The sequence below is a fragment of the Oleiphilus sp. HI0125 genome (assembly GCF_001635355.1).
This window is the reverse complement of record NZ_LWGF01000879.1, coordinates 53027-72458: the sequence shown is the minus strand read 5'-3', so window position 1 is coordinate 72458 and position 19432 is coordinate 53027. Positions and strand designations below refer to the sequence as shown.

20 protein-coding genes are annotated in these 19432 nt (G+C 44.8%); 6 read left to right on the top strand and 14 right to left on the bottom strand.

Translation table 11 applies throughout. The annotated features are described in order from the left end of the window. From A3762_RS14940 to A3762_RS14920, 5 genes are all read left to right on the top strand, one after another. Positions 1-1095 carry a microcin C ABC transporter permease YejB gene (locus tag A3762_RS14940; RefSeq protein WP_068756401.1) on the top strand — a complete coding sequence of 365 codons (1095 nt, stop codon included), beginning with the start codon at positions 1-3 and terminating at the stop codon, positions 1093-1095. After that, positions 1095-2132, top strand: a complete 1038-nt coding sequence (locus A3762_RS14935) for an ABC transporter permease (RefSeq protein ID WP_068756353.1) — start codon at positions 1095-1097, stop codon at positions 2130-2132. Before A3762_RS14940 ends, A3762_RS14935 begins: the two co-directional genes overlap by 1 nt. Before the next feature lie 12 nt (positions 2133-2144). Continuing rightward, positions 2145-3761, top strand: a complete 1617-nt coding sequence (locus A3762_RS14930) for an ABC transporter ATP-binding protein (protein WP_068756350.1) — start codon at positions 2145-2147, stop codon at positions 3759-3761. Positions 3762-3785: 24 nt separating this feature from the next. Continuing rightward, positions 3786-4577, top strand: a complete 792-nt coding sequence (locus A3762_RS14925) for an enoyl-ACP reductase (RefSeq protein WP_068756347.1) — start codon at positions 3786-3788, stop codon at positions 4575-4577. Between the two features lie 98 nt (positions 4578-4675). Continuing rightward, positions 4676-5794, top strand: a complete 1119-nt coding sequence (locus tag A3762_RS14920; protein ID WP_068756345.1) for an alpha/beta fold hydrolase — start codon at positions 4676-4678, stop codon at positions 5792-5794. Between the two features lie 18 nt (positions 5795-5812). Here A3762_RS14920 and A3762_RS14915 read toward each other — a convergent pair whose 3' ends face one another. Continuing rightward, on the bottom strand, positions 5813-6178 hold the full coding sequence (locus tag A3762_RS14915; protein WP_082869162.1) for a PilZ domain-containing protein: 366 nt from the start codon (positions 6176-6178) through the stop codon (positions 5813-5815). A gap of 226 nt (positions 6179-6404) precedes the next feature. Here A3762_RS14915 and A3762_RS14910 point away from each other — a divergent pair, with 226 nt between their 5' ends. Next, a complete protein-coding gene (locus A3762_RS14910) occupies positions 6405-7469 on the top strand; it encodes a 3-deoxy-7-phosphoheptulonate synthase (RefSeq protein ID WP_068476719.1) in 1065 nt (354 codons plus the stop codon). Positions 7470-7514: 45 nt separating this feature from the next. On the opposite strand, the gene A3762_RS14905 is transcribed toward A3762_RS14910, so the two are convergent. The 13 genes from A3762_RS14905 to pilW all read right to left on the bottom strand — a co-directional run bounded on the left by A3762_RS14905 (position 7515) and on the right by pilW (position 19431). Further along, positions 7515-7988 carry a hypothetical protein gene (locus tag A3762_RS14905; RefSeq protein WP_068476718.1) on the bottom strand — a complete coding sequence of 158 codons (474 nt, stop codon included), beginning with the start codon at positions 7986-7988 and terminating at the stop codon, positions 7515-7517. 140 nt (positions 7989-8128) lie between these two features. Beyond that, positions 8129-9520, bottom strand: coding sequence for a siroheme synthase CysG (gene cysG, locus A3762_RS14900; protein WP_068756341.1), 1392 nt, complete (start codon positions 9518-9520; stop codon positions 8129-8131). An 11-nt stretch (positions 9521-9531) separates the two neighbouring features. Next, entirely contained in the window at positions 9532-10806 is a 1275-nt protein-coding gene (gene serS / locus A3762_RS14895) for a serine--tRNA ligase (protein WP_068756339.1), read from the bottom strand. A gap of 34 nt (positions 10807-10840) precedes the next feature. Continuing rightward, positions 10841-11212 carry a fluoride efflux transporter CrcB gene (gene crcB / locus A3762_RS14890; RefSeq protein ID WP_068476712.1) on the bottom strand — a complete coding sequence of 124 codons (372 nt, stop codon included), beginning with the start codon at positions 11210-11212 and terminating at the stop codon, positions 10841-10843. Positions 11213-11256: 44 nt separating this feature from the next. Further along, the gene (locus tag A3762_RS14885) at positions 11257-11493 is read right to left on the bottom strand and encodes a cysteine-rich CWC family protein (protein WP_255375051.1); all 237 of its coding nucleotides are present in this window, start codon (positions 11491-11493) and stop codon (positions 11257-11259) included. Then, positions 11486-11977 carry an asparaginase domain-containing protein gene (locus tag A3762_RS14880; RefSeq protein WP_068756335.1) on the bottom strand — a complete coding sequence of 164 codons (492 nt, stop codon included), beginning with the start codon at positions 11975-11977 and terminating at the stop codon, positions 11486-11488. Before A3762_RS14880 ends, A3762_RS14885 begins: the two co-directional genes overlap by 8 nt. Further along, the gene (gene der / locus A3762_RS14875) at positions 11974-13407 is read right to left on the bottom strand and encodes a ribosome biogenesis GTPase Der (protein WP_068756332.1); all 1434 of its coding nucleotides are present in this window, start codon (positions 13405-13407) and stop codon (positions 11974-11976) included. Before der ends, A3762_RS14880 begins: the two co-directional genes overlap by 4 nt. Before the next feature lie 15 nt (positions 13408-13422). After that, positions 13423-14574, bottom strand: a complete 1152-nt coding sequence (gene bamB, locus A3762_RS14870; protein WP_197469280.1) for an outer membrane protein assembly factor BamB — start codon at positions 14572-14574, stop codon at positions 13423-13425. A gap of 20 nt (positions 14575-14594) precedes the next feature. Next, positions 14595-15248: a tetratricopeptide repeat protein gene (locus A3762_RS14865; RefSeq protein ID WP_068756327.1), complete on the bottom strand. Its 654-nt coding sequence runs from the start codon at positions 15246-15248 to the stop codon at positions 14595-14597. A 64-nt stretch (positions 15249-15312) separates the two neighbouring features. After that, on the bottom strand, positions 15313-16578 hold the full coding sequence (gene hisS, locus A3762_RS14860) for a histidine--tRNA ligase (RefSeq protein WP_068756325.1): 1266 nt from the start codon (positions 16576-16578) through the stop codon (positions 15313-15315). Between the two features lie 27 nt (positions 16579-16605). Continuing rightward, a complete protein-coding gene (gene ispG / locus A3762_RS14855) occupies positions 16606-17718 on the bottom strand; it encodes a flavodoxin-dependent (E)-4-hydroxy-3-methylbut-2-enyl-diphosphate synthase (RefSeq protein WP_068756323.1) in 1113 nt (370 codons plus the stop codon). 4 nt (positions 17719-17722) lie between these two features. Then, the gene (locus A3762_RS14850; protein WP_068756320.1) at positions 17723-18649 is read right to left on the bottom strand and encodes a helix-turn-helix domain-containing protein; all 927 of its coding nucleotides are present in this window, start codon (positions 18647-18649) and stop codon (positions 17723-17725) included. A 2-nt stretch (positions 18650-18651) separates the two neighbouring features. Beyond that, positions 18652-19431 carry a type IV pilus biogenesis/stability protein PilW gene (gene pilW, locus A3762_RS14845; protein WP_082869161.1) on the bottom strand — a complete coding sequence of 260 codons (780 nt, stop codon included), beginning with the start codon at positions 19429-19431 and terminating at the stop codon, positions 18652-18654. Position 19432: the final 1 nt, after the last annotated feature.

Genomic DNA, 19432 nt, shown 5'->3' with positions numbered 1-19432 from the left:
ATGCCCGCCTACATATTTAAGCGTTTGCTTCTTATGATCCCTACCCTGTTTGGGATCATGCTTCTCAACTTTGTGATTGTCCAAGCAGCTCCCGGCGGCCCTGTAGAACGCATGCTCGCTCAAACCCAAGGAATGGAATCAGATGTCCAAGCCCGTTTAGGGGGCGGCTCTGATACTGCCATGAGCGGCTCAACTAGTGAAAGCTCTAGTTCCAAATACAAAGGTGCTCAAGGCCTCGACCCAGAACTCGTTGAGCGAATCGAGAAGCTTTATGGCTTCGATAAACCTGCGCATGAACGCTTTTGGATCATGATAAAAAGCTATCTCAGCTTTGATTTCGGAGATAGTTTTTTTCGAGATAAAAGCGTCACCGATCTTGTTCTCGAAAAAATGCCCGTATCTATATCACTTGGGCTTTGGTCTACGCTAATCATTTATATGCTATCGATACCAATGGGTATCAAAAAGGCTGTCAATGACGGCAGTCGGTTTGACGTCTGGACGAGCAGCGTCATTATCGTTGGTTATGCGATTCCAGGTTTTTTATTCGGCGTGTTACTTATCGTTTTATTTGCCGGCGGAAGTTACTGGGATCTATTTCCCCTTCGCGGACTTACCTCAAGCAACTACGACCAACTCTCGTGGTTTGAGCAAATTCTCGACTATGCATGGCACCTAGTTTTGCCCGTGACGGCAATCGTAGTGGGCGGTTTCGCAACACTCACGATGCTCACCAAAAACTCCTTCTTAGACGAAATCAATAAGCAATATGTCGCAACCGCGCGCGCGAAAGGACTCACTGAGAATCGAGTGCTTTACGGCCATGTCTTTCGAAACGCGATGCTTATTGTTATTGCGGGAATGCCGAGCGCACTAATTGGTATATTTTTTACCGGCTCCATGCTTATCGAAGTCATATTCTCTCTAGATGGTCTCGGGCTATTAGGTTTCGAAGCAGCTCTAAATCGAGATTATCCAGTCATGTTTGGAACCCTCTATATATTCACCATTGTCGGATTGCTGCTGAAGCTGATTAGTGACTTGACCTATGTGCTCATCGATCCGCGAATAGACTTTGAAAGTAGAGAGTCATAATGCAGTTACTCAATACCGACAATTGGTCGCCTCTTAATCGTCGTCGCTTAGAAAATTTCAAAGCAAACCGACGCGGGTATTACTCTCTATGGGTTTTTCTGGCGCTATTTTTTTTCTCATTGTTTGCTGAGCTTGTCGCTAACGACAAACCTCTGCTCATATATTTTGATGGGAGCTTCTATTCTCCGATTAGCCAAGTCTATGCAGAGACCGAATTTGGAGGGGAATTTGAAACAGAAGCCGATTATCGTGATGAATACGTCGTCGAGCTAATCGAAGAGAAAGGCTGGATGCTATGGCCACTTATTCGCTATAGCTACGACACGCACAACTATAACTTGAGTGAACCAGCGCCCTCCTCCCCCACGTCTGATAATTTGCTGGGCACAGACGATCAGGCGCGAGACGTATTTGCGCGAGTAATTTATGGCTTTAGGATCTCTGTCTTATTCGGCTTAGCGTTGACAATTTTCTCATCCATGATTGGAGTAGCTGTTGGCGCATTACAAGGATACTACGGCGGAAAAGTCGATCTAATTGGCCAGCGATTCATAGAGATTTGGTCAGGGCTACCAGTACTATTTCTGCTAATCATTCTATCAAGCATGATTGAACCGAGCTTCTGGTGGTTACTTGGAATCATGCTGTTATTCAGCTGGATGGGCTTAGTCGATGTTGTTCGCGCTGAATTCCTGCGCGCACGTAATCTTGAATATGTTAGAGCGGCTAGAGCCTTAGGCCTGAACAATGCAGGCATTATGTTTCGCCACATACTACCGAATGCGATGGTTGCAACTTTAACCTTTATGCCGTTCATATTGACGGGGTCTATCACAACTCTTACTTCGCTCGATTTCTTAGGGTTTGGCCTACCTCCCGGATCTCCTTCACTTGGCGAGCTGATCTCGCAAGGTAAAACAAACCTTCATGCACCTTGGCTTGGAATGACAGCGTTCATCGTACTTGCTCTTATGCTCTCATTACTCGTATTTATCGGCGAAGCAATGCGCGATGCCTTTGATCCGAGAAAGATTTAAACGGAACTTATCATGACTACACCAATTATTTCCGTCCAAGATCTGAGCATCGCTTTTGAACATAACAATGTTCAGCAAGCCGTAGTTCACAACGTTAGTTTCGATGTATTCAAAGGAAAGACACTCGCTCTTGTAGGTGAAAGTGGATCTGGCAAATCTGTCAGCACGAATGCGATCATGCAGCTCCTTCCAAAACAAACTGTCCGTTACACATCAGGTAAAATCACCTTCGAAGGTCACGACCTACTCCGAGCTGACGAACGTCATCTAAGAGGTGTGCGAGGCAACAAAATTGGAATGATTTTCCAAGAGCCAATGACCTCTCTTAATCCTTTACATACAGTTGAGAAACAAATTAGTGAGGTGCTTGAGATACATCAAGGACTTCGCGCTCACCAGTGCAAAGAGCGCTGCCTTGAGCTCTTACGTTTGGTTGGAATACCAGAACCGGAACGAAGACTAAGCGCCTACCCTCATGAGCTTTCTGGAGGGCAAAAGCAGCGCGTAATGATTGCTATCGCTCTTGCTAATGAACCAGAGGTACTCATCGCCGATGAACCAACAACAGCGCTAGATGTAACGGTTCAAAAGCAGGTTTTAGAGCTAATCGCTGATCTACAGACAAAACTAGATATGGCCATCATTCTCATTTCGCATGATCTCAATGTCGTCAGACAATATGCAGATCACGTATGCGTTATGCGACATGGGCACGTTGTAGAACAAGGCAATGCCAAAGCAATATTCAATTCTCCAACAGACGAATACACGCAAACGCTAATTAACTCAGAACCAAGCGGCTCTCCATACCCTGTTGAAGAGAATGCCGATACGATTCTTCAAACAGAACAGTTAAGTGTTGATTTTATTCTTAGACGTAATCTTTTCGGCAAACCGACACGCAGCTTTCAGGCTGTAAAGCAAATGGACCTGTCATTAAGAAAAGGTGAAACACTAGGTATTGTTGGCGAAAGTGGCAGCGGCAAAACTACGACTGGAATGGCGATACTAAAGTTGCTCGATTGCACGGGTTCAATCACCTTCAATGGAAAACGAATTGACCAGTTAAACCAAAGCCAGTTCCGTCCTTTTCGTCGTGAAATTCAAATCGTTTTTCAAGACCCATTTGGAAGCCTAAGCCCCCGAATGTCGATTGGCCAGATCATTGCTGAGGGCCTTGATATTCACGGCATTGGCTCGGAATCTGAGCGAGAGCAAATGATCATCGACGCGCTAACTGAAGTTGAGCTCGACCCAGAAGTGCGACATCGCTATCCACATGAATTTTCGGGCGGACAGCGCCAGCGTATCGCTATTGCACGAGCTTTGATCCTCAAGCCTGAAATCATTATTTTGGATGAACCGACATCGGCGCTAGATAGAAGTATCCAAGTTCAAGTAATCGAGCTACTTAAGAATATCCAGAAAAAGTATCAGATCGCTTATATCTTTATTAGTCACGACTTGGCTGTTGTCCGCGCATTAAGTCATCGCGTTATGGTCATGCAACACGGCCAAGTTATCGAACAAAACGATTGTGAACAGCTCTTTTCATCTCCACAGCATGAATACACAAAAGAATTGCTTGATGCCGCATTCTTTTACGGACACAATCCGGCGACCGCTTAAACAGATTATTTCTAAGGGATCACTATGGGCTTTTTAGCTGGTAAAAAAGTACTTATTATCGGTGTAGCAAGTAAGCTTTCCATTGCTACCGGCATCGCAGACGCTATGCATCGCGAAGGCGCTGAAATTGCACTGACTTACCAAACAGAGAAGCTGAAAAAAAGGGTTGTTGATTTTGGGAAAAAATGGAACAGCCAATTAATTCTTCCCTTAGATGTATCTGACGATGCGCAAATTGAAGCCGTTTTTGAAGAGATTTCAAAGCAGTGGGGTTCTATCGACATTGTGGTGCATTCAGTTGGTTATGCGCCTGCTCATGAACTAGAAGGCGATTATGTTGATGCGACCACTCGTGAAGGATTCGCTATCGCCCATGATATCAGCGCCTATAGTTTCGTTGCGCTCGCTAAGTACGCACGTCCTTTGATGAAAGAAAAAGGCGGTTCATTGCTTACATTAACTTATCTTGGCGCACAACAGGTCGTTCCGAATTACAACGTTATGGGCCTTGCTAAAGCGAGCCTTGAAGCCAATGTTCGATACATGGCGAATAGCTTGGGCGCAGATGGTATTCGCGTGAATGCTATCTCCGCTGGTCCGATTCGAACATTAGCTGCTTCAGGAGTTAAAAACTTCAGAAAAATGTTGAATGAAACCGCTAAGCAAGCCCCATTGAAGCGCAATGTTACTATCGAAGAAGTGGGTAATGCGGCTGCATTTATGTGTAGCGACTTAGCGAGTGGAATTAGTGGAGAGATTTTGTTCGTTGATGGCGGATTTAATACCACCGCTATGCATCCTTTGGACGATGCCTAACTAAGTTAGCTAACGTAAACAGCACTAGTTCACTGAATAGTCTGCTAGTTTGCGTATGCTTACGGTTTTACTGGGAAGTTAGAGAGAAACAACTGCGTATGTTTCGCATTTTAAAAGTTGCGCTAGTCACTTTGAGCATTGTATTGCTTGGCGCGTGTACGAATATGAAGGGTGCGTCTAAATCCTCGACTTCTCTGACTAGTTTTCTAGGTTTTTCGGAATTACCTGATTGGTACATCACTTCCCGCTATACCTATCCTGACTCAGACTATCGCGATAATGACTTTGGCTTACCTGTGCATTTTCGTGATGTAGGCGAAGGCGATACCATTGTCCTTATCCATGGCGAGCTTTCCTCTGTTCACACATGGAACCGCTGGGTCGAAATACTTCGCCAAGAATTTCGTGTTATCGCGATTGATTTACCTGGCTCAGGTTTAACGGGGGCACCACGCTGCATTCGCTCACCAGAAGATCTATGTCCTGAAAACTTAAGTCGTGATTACCTGAGTCATACCCTCACCTACCTAATTGAAGATCTCAAGCTCCGAAACTTTCATTTAGTCGGTGCTTCTTACGGCGGATATTTAGCTGCACGTTACGCTATAGACAACCCAAATAAAGTAAAAACTCTTACTTTGGTATCGCCTCTTGGCATGCAGCAAGAGCCCCCTTTCATGGTCCGATACTTAGATAATACAGGCCTACTTTCCGAGTATTTTCAACCATCAACAATCGTTACCACAATGGTAGATGATTTTTACGCCAATCCAGAAAAAATCACCCCCGACACCCTCCAGCGTTACATCCATCTTTTGCAAGGCCCAGGAGCGCATGCGACAAATGTACGTCACGCCAGCCTAGCGCGCGAGCTGATGGAGTACGGAACTCAAGAGACTCTGAGTAACATTGAAAATCGCGCTCTAATTATGTGGGGAAATAAAGACAAATGGGGTGACTTCGAGCACGCCGAGAGATGGGTGGAAGAAGTTCCAAATGCAATGATGGTTGAGTATAAAGGAATCGGGCATTTGGCGATGGAAGAGCATGCAGAAGACTCTGCCTATGACTTAATTGCTTTCATAAACGACGAACCTCTGCCGACTCTCGAAGGCTTAGGCCGCAATTCCTTCACCTTACAAGATGCGGTTAATTCTGTAGGTGATAAAGAAGCCTTATTTGGTGATGGCTTACCAGAAATGACTGACGAGCAATAGGTAAAAGCACACCGCTCGTTAATTTAAGAAATTAGCGAGCAAGCCCTTCCAATCATCAATACCTGTTTGTTCAGAATCCAAAAACTCAAAACCTATAAGAAAGCCGTCATTATGGGTACGTACCCAACGGACTTCTCCTGCTAGTCGATAGTTTTTGTCATATTCATCAAGATCGATCACAAGCGTATGAATCGCTCCGACTTTCATTGAATCGTCGGCTAGCAACTGAGCGCCCGTTGCAGAGATGTCCAGCACTTCACAGCGAACAATTTCAGGGCTCGAAGTTTCATCTGGTGTCGGTGTAACGAGTTCAACAAAGATTTCGCCACTGCGATACATCCGTGCTTCGCGGCGCCGCTCGTCATCACTGTAATACCTAATCATATATTCCTTTACCGAAGCTTGTTTTTGTTTTGAATAACAAAAGTATAGACAGCGATGTTCAAAAGGTTATCGATAATCACAGGTTTTTTCATAATGTTTCACGGAACATTCGCTATGCCGTTGCAAAGCATTAACGTTTAGGTCAACATCGTGCCCACAAAGACAAACTTTCTGTTGTTAAAACAATAACCTGTCGGAAACGAAACGATATCAGTAGGTTAAATAAATGAGCGCTGAATTAGATAATATAAATGTTGCGAGCCAAGAACTCCTTATTACTCCCGCACAACTAAAGCAAGACATCCCTCTTACCGAGAAAGCGAAAGAAGTTGTCACTGAAGGTCGCGAAACGATCAATAATATCCTTGATCGCAAAGACAAGCGTATCTTCCTTGTTGTCGGTCCTTGTTCAATTCATGACATTGATGCTGCCAAAGATTACGCCCTAAGGCTAAAAGAATTGGCAGACAAAGTAAGCGACACTATTTACCTAGTCATGCGCGTTTATTTTGAAAAGCCACGCACAACGATTGGCTGGAAGGGATTGATCAATGACCCACATCTAAACGATTCATTTGAAATCGAAGATGGTCTTCATATTGGTCGTAAGCTTCTGATCGACATCGCAGAAATCGGCCTACCGACTGCTACAGAAGCGCTTGATCCGATTTCTCCGCAATACCTTCAAGACACAATCTCTTGGTCTGCAATCGGAGCAAGAACAACTGAATCGCAGACACACCGTGAAATGAGCTCTGGTCTGTCTGTTGCTATTGGCTTTAAAAACGGAACAGATGGTGGACTTGGTGTAGCAATCAATGCACTTGGATCAGTCGCACACCCTCATAGCTTCCTGGGAATCAACCATGAAGGCCAATGTTCAATTGTACGTACAAAAGGTAACCCATACGCACACGTTGTATTGCGTGGCGGCGGCGGTAAGCCAAACTACGATTCCGTGAACGTTGCGCTCTGCGAACAAGCTCTAGAGAAAGCAAATCTGGCAAGCAATATTATGATTGATTGTAGCCATGCAAACTCAAACAAAGATCCAGCATTGCAACCACTGGTAATGCAAGACGCTACGAATCAAATTATTGACGGTAACAAGTCAATCATTGGATTGATGATCGAAAGTAATATTAATTTCGGGAATCAATCAATTCCTGAAAACTTAGAAGAGCTGGAATACGGCGTATCTGTGACAGATGGTTGTATTGATTGGGAAACCACAGAGAAAGCTATTCTAGATATGCATGCGAAATTGAAGGACGTTCTTCCTACACGCTAAGCATCTCAAGCGCTGCTTTCATTATCTCAGCAGCGCTTAACCTCTCTATGCACTAATTTTTTGTTCTTGAGTTATTCTTTTTATCGTTAAATCTTCTATATAACAGCGATCTTCAACTTTTAACCCCGCACAAGCTACTGCCAGTTTTTGTATCGGACCTTTGGTTTGCAAATCAATGACGGCAGACATCATTGTACTTGCCTTATCGTTTACACTTTGCTCTTCGACCAGGGCTACATAATCGCCACTAGAATCGGAATAAGATAGACACAGCGTAACCAAGCGAGACTCCTCCGAAAAGCCAAACCTCAGCCAGCTCGCGACCTCAAAACTATGCTGCTGGCTTCTCTTATCAAGGGCAGTTGTAGACTTTTGTTTTGATTTCGAAAAACGGGATAGCAATCCTTTTGATTTGCTGACCTTATTAATTGTGGTTTGAGGCTCGTTCAAGCCGACGCTCGGGAGAGATACGTTTTGCAACTCTAGGATACGAATTGCAGATTTAGGAATGATGTTCATAATGTGCCTAACAGTGCTACTACTAGATTCATTATGACGCTTAATGTCAGTTTCAGTCGGTCATGGTTATCTTAGGGCGCGTGAAGCGCAGCAATGAAAAACAATTCGCTACATTTCGATTCACACAATTACACACTTAGTTAAGACTGCCATCCCAACTTTTCGTGAAGATTCACGACAGTACCAATAATAATAATCGTTGGAGCCTTAAGCTCAGCAGCCGTAACGTCCGCCGCTACGCGAGACAGAGAGCTAATCAATACACGCTGGTCTGGTAAGGTTCCGCGTGAAATAACTGCCACAGGCATATCCTGCGACATGCCTTGATTCACTAGACCTTCTGCAATTTGAGGTAAAGCGACCAAGCCCATATAGAATACGAGCGTTTGCTGTTCAGCGACAAGGCTAGGCCAATCTAACTCCGAGCTATTATTCTTCAAATGCCCAGTCACAAAACGCACAGATTGAGCATGATCTCGATGCGTCAATGGAATTCCCGAATAGCTCGCACACCCTGCAGCTGCAGTAATACCCGGAACAACTTGAAATGGAACGCCATGCTCTGAGAGCGTTTCGATCTCTTCCCCACCCCGCCCAAATATAAAGGGGTCTCCGCCTTTTAAGCGAAGAACACGTTTACCTTGTTTGGCGAGTTTAGCTAGCAATTCGTTGATACTTTCCTGTTGCATCGTATGATGAGAACGCCGCTTACCGACATCTATCATATCCGCGTCTTGGCGAACTAGGTTGAGTATTTGGGGCGACACAAGACGATCAAATAACACGACGTCTGCCTGTCTAATCAACCGCAATGCTTTAAAGCTAAGTAAATCAGGATCACCAGGCCCTGCACCAACGAGATAAACTTCTCCAACGCCATGCGTGGAACTCGTTATGCTATCTAAGCTCTCTAGTAACAAACGCTCCGCGTCTTCATCACGTCCACTGTATACAAGATCTGCAACACGACCTTCTAGCTGACGCTCCCAAAAAGCACGACGGGCATTAATAGTTGAGAGCTTTTCTCGTACCTTATCTTTATAGCGTAATGCTAGCTCAGCCAAAGCTTCGAGCCTTGCCGGCAATACGGATTCGATACGATTACGAACAAGGCGAGTTAAGGTAGGATGCTGACCTGCACTCGATACCGCGACCGATATCGGGCCTCGATCAATTACAGCAGGAAGCAAAAAATCACTATCGTCAATGGAATGTGCCACATGAACTGGGATACCAGCTTGGCGAGCCTGCTGAGCAAAAAAGACGTCAGCGCTATGATCTTCAGATGCCGCAACTGCAAAAATAACGTTTTCAAACAATTGAGAGCTAAGAGAATCAAGGCCTGTACTATGAATAACATCCACCGATTCAAACTCAGTAAACCTATCCTTAGCAGTCTCATCAATACTAATTACGGTAATCGGAAATCCTGTTCGTTGTAGAAATCGAACTTTTCTAGTCGCAACGTCACCACTACCAAAGACAAGAACTGACTGCCCTTGCGGCTTAAAATACAACGGAAGCCAGTTCATAAGAGCGTCTCTTAGCGAATAACGTCGATATTACCCATGTATGATTTAAGTGCTTCTGGCACTTTAATCGAACCATCTTCTTGCTGATAGTTTTCAAGTACCGCAATCATGGTACGACCTACCGCTAAACCTGATCCATTCAGGGTATGCACCAATGCCGGCTTCCCGCTAGCTTGGTCACGGTAACGCGCTTGCATGCGACGAGCTTGGAAGTCACGCGTGTTGCTACATGACGAGATTTCACGATAAGCCTGCTGACCTGGTAACCAAACCTCCAAGTCATAGGTTTTTACCGCTGAGAAACCTAAATCACCACCACAAAGCATCACTTTTCTATAAGGAAGCTCCAAAGCCTGAAGAATACCTTCGGCATGCGACGTTAAGGTTTCAAGCGCGGCGTCAGAATCTTCTGGTTTTACTACCTGAACGAGTTCAACTTTATCGAATTGATGCTGACGGATCATACCTCGCACATCACGCCCATAAGAACCTGCTTCACTTCTGAAACAAGGTGTATGACACACGAATTGTAATGGTAGCTCAGCTTCTTCAACAATTTCATTACGAACAATATTTGTCGCAGGAACCTCTGCAGTAGGAATCAGATAAAACTCTCTATCTGCATGGAGCTTAAATAAATCTTCTGCAAATTTTGGCAACTGACCGGTACCGTACAAAGACTCGTCATTGACGATGTACGGCAGGTATAGCTCTTCATAGCCATTAGTCTCGGTATGCGTATCAAGCATAAATTGAGCAAGAGCACGATGTAATTTAGCTAAGGCGCCACGCATCAATACAAAGCGCGATCCGGTTAGCTTACTTGCTGTTTCGAAATCTAATTTGCCCAAGCCTTCGCCTAACGCAACATGATCCTTCACTTCAAAATCAAACGTAGTTGGTTCGCCCCAAACAGCGACTTCGACGTTATCATTTTCGTCGTTACCAGTAGGAACCTCTTCGTCAGGAATGTTTGGCATTCCAGCTAACAACGCATTTAACTCATCTTGAAGAACTTTAAGCTCGGCTTTTTTCTCTTCTAAAGCAGCGCCCATCTTATCCATTTCAGCAATTAGTGGTGCAATATCTTCGCCGGCCGCTTTGGCTTTACCAATTCCCTTCGAACGGGCATTACGCTCGCTTTGCAAGGTCTCAGTTTCCACTTGAATCGCTTTACGTCTTTCTTCTAAAGCTTCAAATCCGGCTACATCAAGCTCATATTTTTTGATTTTAAGGCGCTCTGCAATTGCTTGAGCGTCGCTACGAATAAGTTTTGGATCTAACATGACTAATCAACTTCGTTTAATTTTGTTCAATTCTTTATGCGAGGCAGTAACGACTAATTACAATACCCAACCACAGTGCCGTAATAGACAACAACACTGAACTAAAAATATAAAGTAGCGCATACGAAAGCGCACCTTTCTCAATGAAAGCCCACACCTCTAGAGAGAACGCGGAAAAGGTCGTGAAAGCACCAAGGCCTCCCGCCATAATGACAGGTTTCAAGTCTGGGTGAATAATAGCTTTTTCGACAATCGCAACATAAGCGACTCCCATCAAAAACGACCCAACCACATTGACGGAAAGAGTCGCCCAAGGGAAAAAACGCTGGCCGACAAGAAGAGTGACACCGAAACGTAACAGTGCGCCAACTGCGCCTGCTATGGCAACGCCAATAAGCACTTTCATTTCCCTGAACCTCCCTTCTTGATTGTAGACGCAGTGTACCGACCTTATTCGGTGATTACACTATTGCCTTCAACAACTTTCTTATCTTTTAAGCACTGGTTGCAATAACAAGACAAGTGCTGAGCACCCGACACTGACTCAGCGTTCACTGAATCCAAATCAAAACCACCTTCAGGTAGGCACCAACATCTCACTTGCAAAAGATTCGATTCCGCGTCCAGCGCAGCCATACCGCATTTGTTTTCGTTACCGCAAGACGGGCAAACAGCTTTATTATTCACTCGTACTTTCAAAACGTTGCGCTGCGCGATTCTTTTTCACCACATCAGGCGTAAATACTTGGCCCGTCATTGCGATGAAAATACCGCTTTCCTTGCTTTGTAGCGCACCTAACGCCACACCAACGTTAAAGAGACCATCGCTATCAAGAAAACGTGCTGGACGCATAGCTCCCGTAAAAACAATCGTTTTTCCAGGCATATCACCAAGCGCCTGAGCACTGTCGACCATCGTGTCTGTACCATGTGTCACAAGCACTTTGTCACATTCAAGACTTTCTATGCACGCCTTCAGCGCCGCGCGGTCGACGTCCGTTAACTCTAAACTATCTTTGCGACAAATCTCATGCTGTTCAACTTCAACGCCAGACCCAATACGGGCCAACAATTCCGGGATGATTGACTCAACAACTTTATAATCGCTAAGCGCATCAAAGTAATCTTTATCTATCGTACCGCCGGTTGTAACTAATGCTATTTTCGTCATCGTTTACCCTTCGAACCTCGTCGATTTTTCTTAGAGCGGCGACTTTCAAACGCCTTCGCTTCATTCTTGCGATTCGCTTTGACTTTGTCTTTTGCCGATAACTTATTAGTAGGATTCGCAAACGGATTCTCGCTCGATTTAAAATCAAAACGAATCGGCGTACCTTTTACTTTCAATACTTTTCTGAACGTATTTTCCAAGTATCGCTTGTAGCTATCTGGCAAGTCATCGGTTTTAGAACCATGAACAACAATAACAGGTGGGTTTGAACCGCCTTGGTGCGCGAAACGCAATTTGATTCTACGTCCACGAACAACAGGTGGCTGATGATCGCTTACTGCATCTTGAAGCAGTTCTGTCAGTCGTTTTGTTGGCCATTTAGCAAATGCTGACTTGTATGCCTGATCTATAGACTTATACATGTCACCCACACCACTTCCGTGCTTCGCAGAAATAAAGTGTGTATTTGCATAATCCATAAAGACTAATCGGCGAGAGAGCTCATTTTTTACAGCGTCTTTTTCTTCACCAGTCATGCCGTCCCATTTATTGACAGCAATAACAATCGCGCGTCCAGCATCCATTGCAAAGCCAAGTAGGTGAAGATCTTGCTCAACAACTCCCTCACGAGCATCGATCACTAATACCACTACGTTGGAGTCAGCGATCGCCTGCAGTGTTTTTACAATTGAAAACTTCTCAACCGTCTCTTTTACATTTTTACGGCGACGAACACCTGCAGTATCGATTAGGGTGTAGGGCTTCTCTCTACGTTCGTAAGGAATATAAACGCTGTCTCGCGTTGTACCAGGCATATCGAAAACAACGACACGTTCTTCCCCCAGTAAGCGATTCACCAAGGTTGATTTACCAACGTTAGGACGACCAATGATTCCGATACTACAACCATGACGCTCTTGGTCTTCCACCTCATCAGCTTCTGGAAAGTTATCGATAATCTCACTAGTCAAAGACGTGATGCCACGATTTTGTGAGGCTGCAGTTAAGTGATGGGTTCCTATACCAAGCTTATAAAAATCAGCTTCCACTGCGTCTTGGCTCAACCCATCAATTTTATTCACGACAAGTTCGCACGGCTTACCTGACTGTCGTATCGACTTAGCAATAACCTCATCGGCGGGTGTTAGGCCGTCTCTTGCTGATACAACAAACAGAACCAAATCCGCTTCTTCAATCGCAAGATATGACTGTTCGGCCATCGCCATATCGATGCCTTCTTCGTCTCCCGTCAAACCACCCGTATCAATAACGATATACTTCTTATCGCCATGGTGACCCTCGCCATATTTTCTGTCACGAGTCAGCCCCGGATAGTCAGCAACAATCGCATCGCGCGACTTTGTCATCCGGTTAAAGAGAGTTGATTTCCCAACGTTTGGTCGCCCTACTAGAGCTATTACAGGAACCATTTAATCGTATTCCGCTTAAAGATTTAATTCGTAGGTGTACAGATTGCCAGAACGAGTATAGACGTAGAGTGTGGATTCAACGACTTTGATGCGTCCTAATACGCCATCACTATCGGGGCGAACACGCCCTACAAGATCGCCATTGCTTAAATCAAGAAAATGAACATAACCCTCAAAATCAGCGACCACTCCATAATTTAGAATTGTCGTAACAGCACCTAAACGTCGGTATAGGAGTTTTTCCGTTTCCCAAAGCTCTTTGCCTGTCGATGCCTCGACCGCAAAAACTCTTCCGTCGGAATCTGCAGAAATAATAGTATTCCCATCTTTGGACACACCTACGCCTGAATAAGAGGATAAGGCCATCGACCACAAGGTTTCACCAGTAGTAAGACTTATGGCTTTCAAGTCGCCTTGATAAGCGGTTGCATAAAGTGTTCTTCCGCTTAAGACAAAAGTTCCATCGACATCTACTAGACGTTCAAGCTCAGTGCGTCCGCTTGGTGTTCCCAAGTTGACAGACCATTGCTGACGACCCGAATCAATCGCAATACCGATCAAGGCCCCATTAGCGAGACCCACATATACTGAGTCACCGCTAATTAAAGGAGAAGATGTGCCGCGCAGAGAAAGAACGGGCGTATCGCTATCATAACGCCACCTTTGTGCTCCAGTATCAGCGTTAATCCCAAATACCTTCCCATCGCTGGCATGCACAACTACCGTAGACCCGTCGCTTGCTACAACACTCAGTGCTTCTGAACTTAATCGCGCTTGCCACAATTCTTGGCCATTGCTACGAGATAAAGCAATAAGTTGCCCTTGGAACGTATTCACATAGAGCTGGCGACTATCTCCCGACACACCGCCACTAACCCTGCGATCTAAATCTACTTCCCACTCTAAACGACCAGTTTCTGTGGAGCGAGATTGCAATTCACCATCTATGTCGATTGTGAATACGCTGGGCCCACTAACGAAGGGCTCTAGCTGCAGTTGTAATTCATCATCACCAGAACCTGCATCAGCGTCCCACGCTTTATCAACAGAAATCGGGTTTTCAATACGTGATAATTCTGTAGGAATGTTTCCAGTGTCAGAACTACAAGCAAAAAGCGCGGTAAAAACCGCGCTCAAGCCAAGACACTGTATAAGTCTCTTTGTCATACTATGATCCATGAAGGTGACTAAAGGCTCTGTGTGTCCACACCCAAGTCTGACAATTTGACACCTAAAAGTGGTGCTCGTTGTGGCGCATCTTTCACCATATCAAACGCCGCTAGATAACTTTCTTTTGCTGACTCGCGATCACCTTGAAGAATGTAGATATCGCCCTTAATTTCAAGATATGCAGGGGCGAATGCTTCATCTGATGCATCAAGTAAAGCATGCGCAGCTTCATACTCACCTTTCGCTGATAGAATGCGAGCTTTACGAGCATTAACGATATGGATCGTACGCGGGTCTTCATTTGATTCTAAAACGAAATCAAGTTCTGCAAGCGCGGTATCGTAATCTTTGGCAGTCACGGCTTGTTTCGCCAAGAACAATGCTGCAAAACGCGCATATTCAGAATCTGTAAATTTCTCTTTAAGCTCGTTCGCAATAAAGCTAGCTGACTGGTCGTCGCCTAAGCCTGCTTGCTGGGTAGAGATGCTAACCAACTGCTGATATAACGCAGAGGCTGTCGCTTTATCACTCTCTACGTTGTTTTGCCATGCACGATAACCAAATACAATTGCAAGAGCAGCAACAACGGCTAGCAACACAGAACTACCGTTATTCTTCCACCAGTTTTTAATCGCTGCGATTTGTTCTTCTTCGGTCTTAAACTCGTCCACAAATTACTCCACATAACTCAATTTCTTATTAGCAGCTCATCAGCCACGCAGTAGTTTACTGCATTCAAACAACGATGTATTTAATCAAATCACTTTGAGCAACGCTTTTTTGTTCTTCATCACTCTTTAAAGGCTTAACCAAAGCTGTGTCGGTATCAATTTCGTTACGGCCAAGAATAACCGCATAGCGCGCACCAGACTTGTCCGCTTTTTTCATTTGAGATTTGAACGAGCCCTGCCCCATATTTTGCAACACACGAAGACCACCTTCAGATCGCAAGTGACCCGCTAATTCGAAGGCTTTCATTTGAGTACCATCACCGGCGGCGACAATATAAACATCCGCAACCACATTAAGCTCTTCAGGGAATACCTTAAGCTCTTCGAGCAGAAGAACAAGACGTTCTACACCCATCGCAAAACCAACGCCAGGAGAACCCTTTCCACCAAGCTGTTTTACCAAGCCATCGTAACGACCACCCGCACACACCGTACCCTGCGCACCAAGCGCATCGGTAACCCATTCGAACACCATATTCGAGTAGTAATCTAGGCCACGTACTAATTTAGGATTCACTACATAGCGAATACCTAAACCATCCAAAAATGCCGTTAATTCTGCAAAGTGCTTTTTCGAATCTTCACCGAAGAAGTCTGTGAGAACAGGCGCCTGCTCAAGTATTTTTTGAGTCTGCTCAGACTTTGAATCCAAAATTCTCAATGGATTTGTATCAAGACGGCGAACACTATCTTCATCAAGCTGGTCTTTGAAATCAGATAAATAAACCACAAGAGCAGATTTGAATGCCGAACGCTCTTCGGGCAAACCTAAGGAGTTAATCTGAAGCTCTACCGAGTCACGGATTCCTAGTTTTTTCCATAATTGATCTGTCAACGCAATAAGTTCTGCGTCGATATCTGGACCTTCAAACCCAAAACACTCAACACCAATCTGATGAAACTGGCGATAACGACCTTTTTGAGGACGTTCGTGACGGAACATAGGTCCCTGATACCACAAGCGCTGCGTTTGATTAAAAAGCAAGCCGTGTTGCTCCGCTGCACGAACACAACACGCCGTGCCCTCCGGACGTAAAGTCAGGCTATCGCCATTGCGGTCTTCAAAGGTATACATTTCCTTTTCAACGATATCCGTGACCTCACCAATCGAGCGTTTAAACAACTCAGTTTGCTCGACAATCGGCATACGAATCTCTTGATAGCCATGCTGACTCAATAAGTCAGAGACGATATTTTCGAGGTACTGCCATTTTGACGATTGGCCGGGAAGTAAGTCATTCATTCCACGGATAGCTTGAATCTTTGCCACAAATATACCTTTTATTAAAACGCGAAACTAAGCTTTCGCAATAACATTTTCTTCTTGCGCCTGCTTAGCTTCAGCTTGCGCACGGATACGTTTTTCTAACTGATCAACCAAGCCATCATTTGAGAGCTTATGATCTGGTTTGCCATCGACATAAACGAGATTGTTCGGAGATCCACCAGTTAACCCAAGATCTACTTCTTTAGCTTCACCAGGACCGTTAACAACACATCCAATAATGGCAACATCGAGCGGCGTTGAAATATCTTCGAGACGTGTTTCAAGCTCATTCATTGTCTTAACGACATCGAAGTTTTGTCGCGAGCAACTGGGGCAAGCAATAAAATTGATACCTTTTGAACGAAGCTTTAAAGACTTAAGTATGTCATAACCGACTTTGACTTCTTCAACAGGATTTGCTGCCAGCGAAACACGAAGCGTATCGCCAATACCATCCATTAAAAGCATGCCAAGACCAACTGCAGACTTAACCGCTCCAGCCCTAAAACCGCCCGCTTCTGTAATACCCAAGTGCAATGGCTGATCAATCAATCCAGCGATTTCTCTATATGCTGCAACCGTCATGAACACATCAGACGCTTTTAAACTCAGCTTGAAGTTATCGAAATTATGTCTCTGCAAAATCTCGACATGACGCATCGCAGACTCAACAAGCGCAGCAGGCGTTGGCTCGCCGTACTTCTTCTGCAAGTCTTTCTCTAGCGACCCTGCATTCACACCAATTCGGATTGGAATCCCGTGGTCTTTAGCACTCGCAATGACCTCACGAATACGTTCTTCTTTACCGATATTTCCTGGATTGATACGTAAACAATCGACCCCATATTCAGCAACTCTAAGTGCAATTTTGTAATCAAAATGAATATCTGCAACTAAAGGTACTGGCGAGCCTTGCTTGATTAACTTAAATGACTCGGCGGCATCCATCGTTGGGACTGATACCCGAACAATGTCCGCCCCCGCATCGGCTAATTCTTGAATTTGCCCAAGCGTCGTTTGGACGTCGGTGGTCTCAGTATTCGTCATACTTTGCACTGCAATCGGAGCATCTCCGCCCACAGGCACATCTCCCACCATAATTTGACGGGAAACTCTTCGCTTTATCGGCGACTCAAACTTCATAACTCTACTCTACAGTAAATTCTGCGCGTCCAGTTGTGCTGACATAGGACGAAATATCGTACTGGACATCGTTTACGAACACTTGCGCAACACTTGCATCGCCAAGAACAACGCGAAGTGCCGTTGAAAATTCATAGTCAAACTTACGACCATCACGCATCAAATCAGCGCTGATACTATTATCTTGGTCATCATATATTTCAAACCAACAGTCACCTGTAAAAGTGATTGAAATTGTCCCTCTGACTTGAGGTTGATCTTGATTTGAAAGTGCTGAAACTTCATCCACAGGCTGACTTTCAGAAGACTGATCATCTGCATCTAGATTCGATGATTGAATAGCTACATCAGTTACTGCAGACGTTTCGCCTAAGGTTTCAGCAGCGGACTGTTTCTCATCAACTAACACAAGTTCTACTGAATCATTCTCTTCCGCCACTTCCTCCGGCGCTGCCGGGGCTTCAACAACCGCCCCTGGACTTTCCGACGAACTATCTGAACGCTGTTCAAGCTCATGCTCTTTCTCACTACCAATCAAGGTCCAGACCAGTAAAGCGCAAACCACCACAATCGACCCTGCAACACCAGTCAATTTCATCAAATGAATACGTTTTGCTTTGAGCTTTTCGTCAGCTTGCTGCTTGTCTAGCTGCCTCTTTTCTTCCACGATGACTGTGAGCTGTCTTTCAAGCAATTCCACCATGCGCTCTTCATGCAAACCAACTAAACGACAGTAAGATCGAAAATACCCTTTCAAAAAGACATCGCTGGAAAAATCATGATAATTTTCGGATTCGATCATTGCGACAACACTTGGACGCAAGTGAAGCTGACTTGCCACCTCATCGATCGACAAACGAAGTTCGTCTCTTGCCGCCCTGAGAATAGGTCCGGGATGAGTAATTTCTTGGACTTCTTCTTGTTCACTCATGCTTATTTACCGAAATATAGACTTAGGTAGTTTTTATATTCTTGTGAGTCTGGATATAACTCACGCAAAAGTGCAGCTAGACTTTCGGCCTGCTTTACAGCATTAAAATGTTTGGCAATACGTACGCCTTGCCACAAGGTCTGAGCCGAGTGAGTCAACGCCTGTTGTGCAATTTGATTCACAAGTCGATTGTAGTAAAACTGCGCACGTTTAAAGTCGTTCTTGGTGAGCAATACCTCTGTCATTCCAGCTAATGCGTTCGAGTTAAATCGATCAAGCTGCAAAGCGCGCTCGTAAGCTAAGATTGCTGCATCAGGATTATCGAGGCGAATCTGACACAAAGCGATATTGGTATACAACTGACTTCTAGAAGGAAATGTCGTATCTTCCGCCGCGATTAAAAATTGCTCCAGCGCTGTCTCAAAACGTCCTTCCGTAAATAAATACGCTGCATAGTAAGTGCGGCCGCGAGTATACGTTGGATCCGCTGCAATTGCCTTCTTGAACATTTTTTCGGCGATTTCTTTATCGCCCTGACGAGAATAAATAAGGCCAAGAGCACTATTAGCCGGCGCATTATCATCATCAATTTCTAAAGCTCTATTTAGATGTTTCTTCGCCCGCGTAAAGTCTTCTCGTTTGATGTACTCAAAGCCAAGATTAACGTAGCGTTCAAGTGCAACCTCAGGATCTGCGTTGCGAGACAAGGAGCTATCATTTGTCGTCACACATGCAGCCAACAAAACTGTTAAACCGAGAATTATTATAATACGGCTCATCATA

Coding starts and splice junctions, on each gene's coding strand:
- serS (WP_068756339.1), bottom strand. CDS start 10,806: ATGTTAGATCCAAAACTTATTCGTAGCGACGCTCAAGCAATTGCAGAG.
- A3762_RS14905 (WP_068476718.1), bottom strand. CDS start 7,988: ATGAACATCATTCCTAAATCTGCAATTCGTATCCTAGAGTTGCAAAAC.
- crcB (WP_068476712.1), bottom strand. CDS start 11,212: ATGAAAGTGCTTATTGGCGTTGCCATAGCAGGCGCAGTTGGCGCACTG.
- pilW (WP_082869161.1), bottom strand. CDS start 19,431: ATGATGAGCCGTATTATAATAATTCTCGGTTTAACAGTTTTGTTGGCT.
- ispG (WP_068756323.1), bottom strand. CDS start 17,718: ATGAAGTTTGAGTCGCCGATAAAGCGAAGAGTTTCCCGTCAAATTATG.
- A3762_RS14920 (WP_068756345.1), top strand. CDS start 4,676: ATGTTTCGCATTTTAAAAGTTGCGCTAGTCACTTTGAGCATTGTATTG.
- A3762_RS14850 (WP_068756320.1), bottom strand. CDS start 18,649: ATGAGTGAACAAGAAGAAGTCCAAGAAATTACTCATCCCGGACCTATT.
- A3762_RS14940 (WP_068756401.1), top strand. CDS start 1: ATGCCCGCCTACATATTTAAGCGTTTGCTTCTTATGATCCCTACCCTG.
- A3762_RS14930 (WP_068756350.1), top strand. CDS start 2,145: ATGACTACACCAATTATTTCCGTCCAAGATCTGAGCATCGCTTTTGAA.
- A3762_RS14925 (WP_068756347.1), top strand. CDS start 3,786: ATGGGCTTTTTAGCTGGTAAAAAAGTACTTATTATCGGTGTAGCAAGT.
- A3762_RS14935 (WP_068756353.1), top strand. CDS start 1,095: ATGCAGTTACTCAATACCGACAATTGGTCGCCTCTTAATCGTCGTCGC.
- A3762_RS14915 (WP_082869162.1), bottom strand. CDS start 6,178: ATGATTAGGTATTACAGTGATGACGAGCGGCGCCGCGAAGCACGGATG.
- A3762_RS14910 (WP_068476719.1), top strand. CDS start 6,405: ATGAGCGCTGAATTAGATAATATAAATGTTGCGAGCCAAGAACTCCTT.
- A3762_RS14880 (WP_068756335.1), bottom strand. CDS start 11,977: ATGACGAAAATAGCATTAGTTACAACCGGCGGTACGATAGATAAAGAT.
- der (WP_068756332.1), bottom strand. CDS start 13,407: ATGGTTCCTGTAATAGCTCTAGTAGGGCGACCAAACGTTGGGAAATCA.
- cysG (WP_068756341.1), bottom strand. CDS start 9,520: ATGAACTGGCTTCCGTTGTATTTTAAGCCGCAAGGGCAGTCAGTTCTT.
- bamB (WP_197469280.1), bottom strand. CDS start 14,574: ATGACAAAGAGACTTATACAGTGTCTTGGCTTGAGCGCGGTTTTTACC.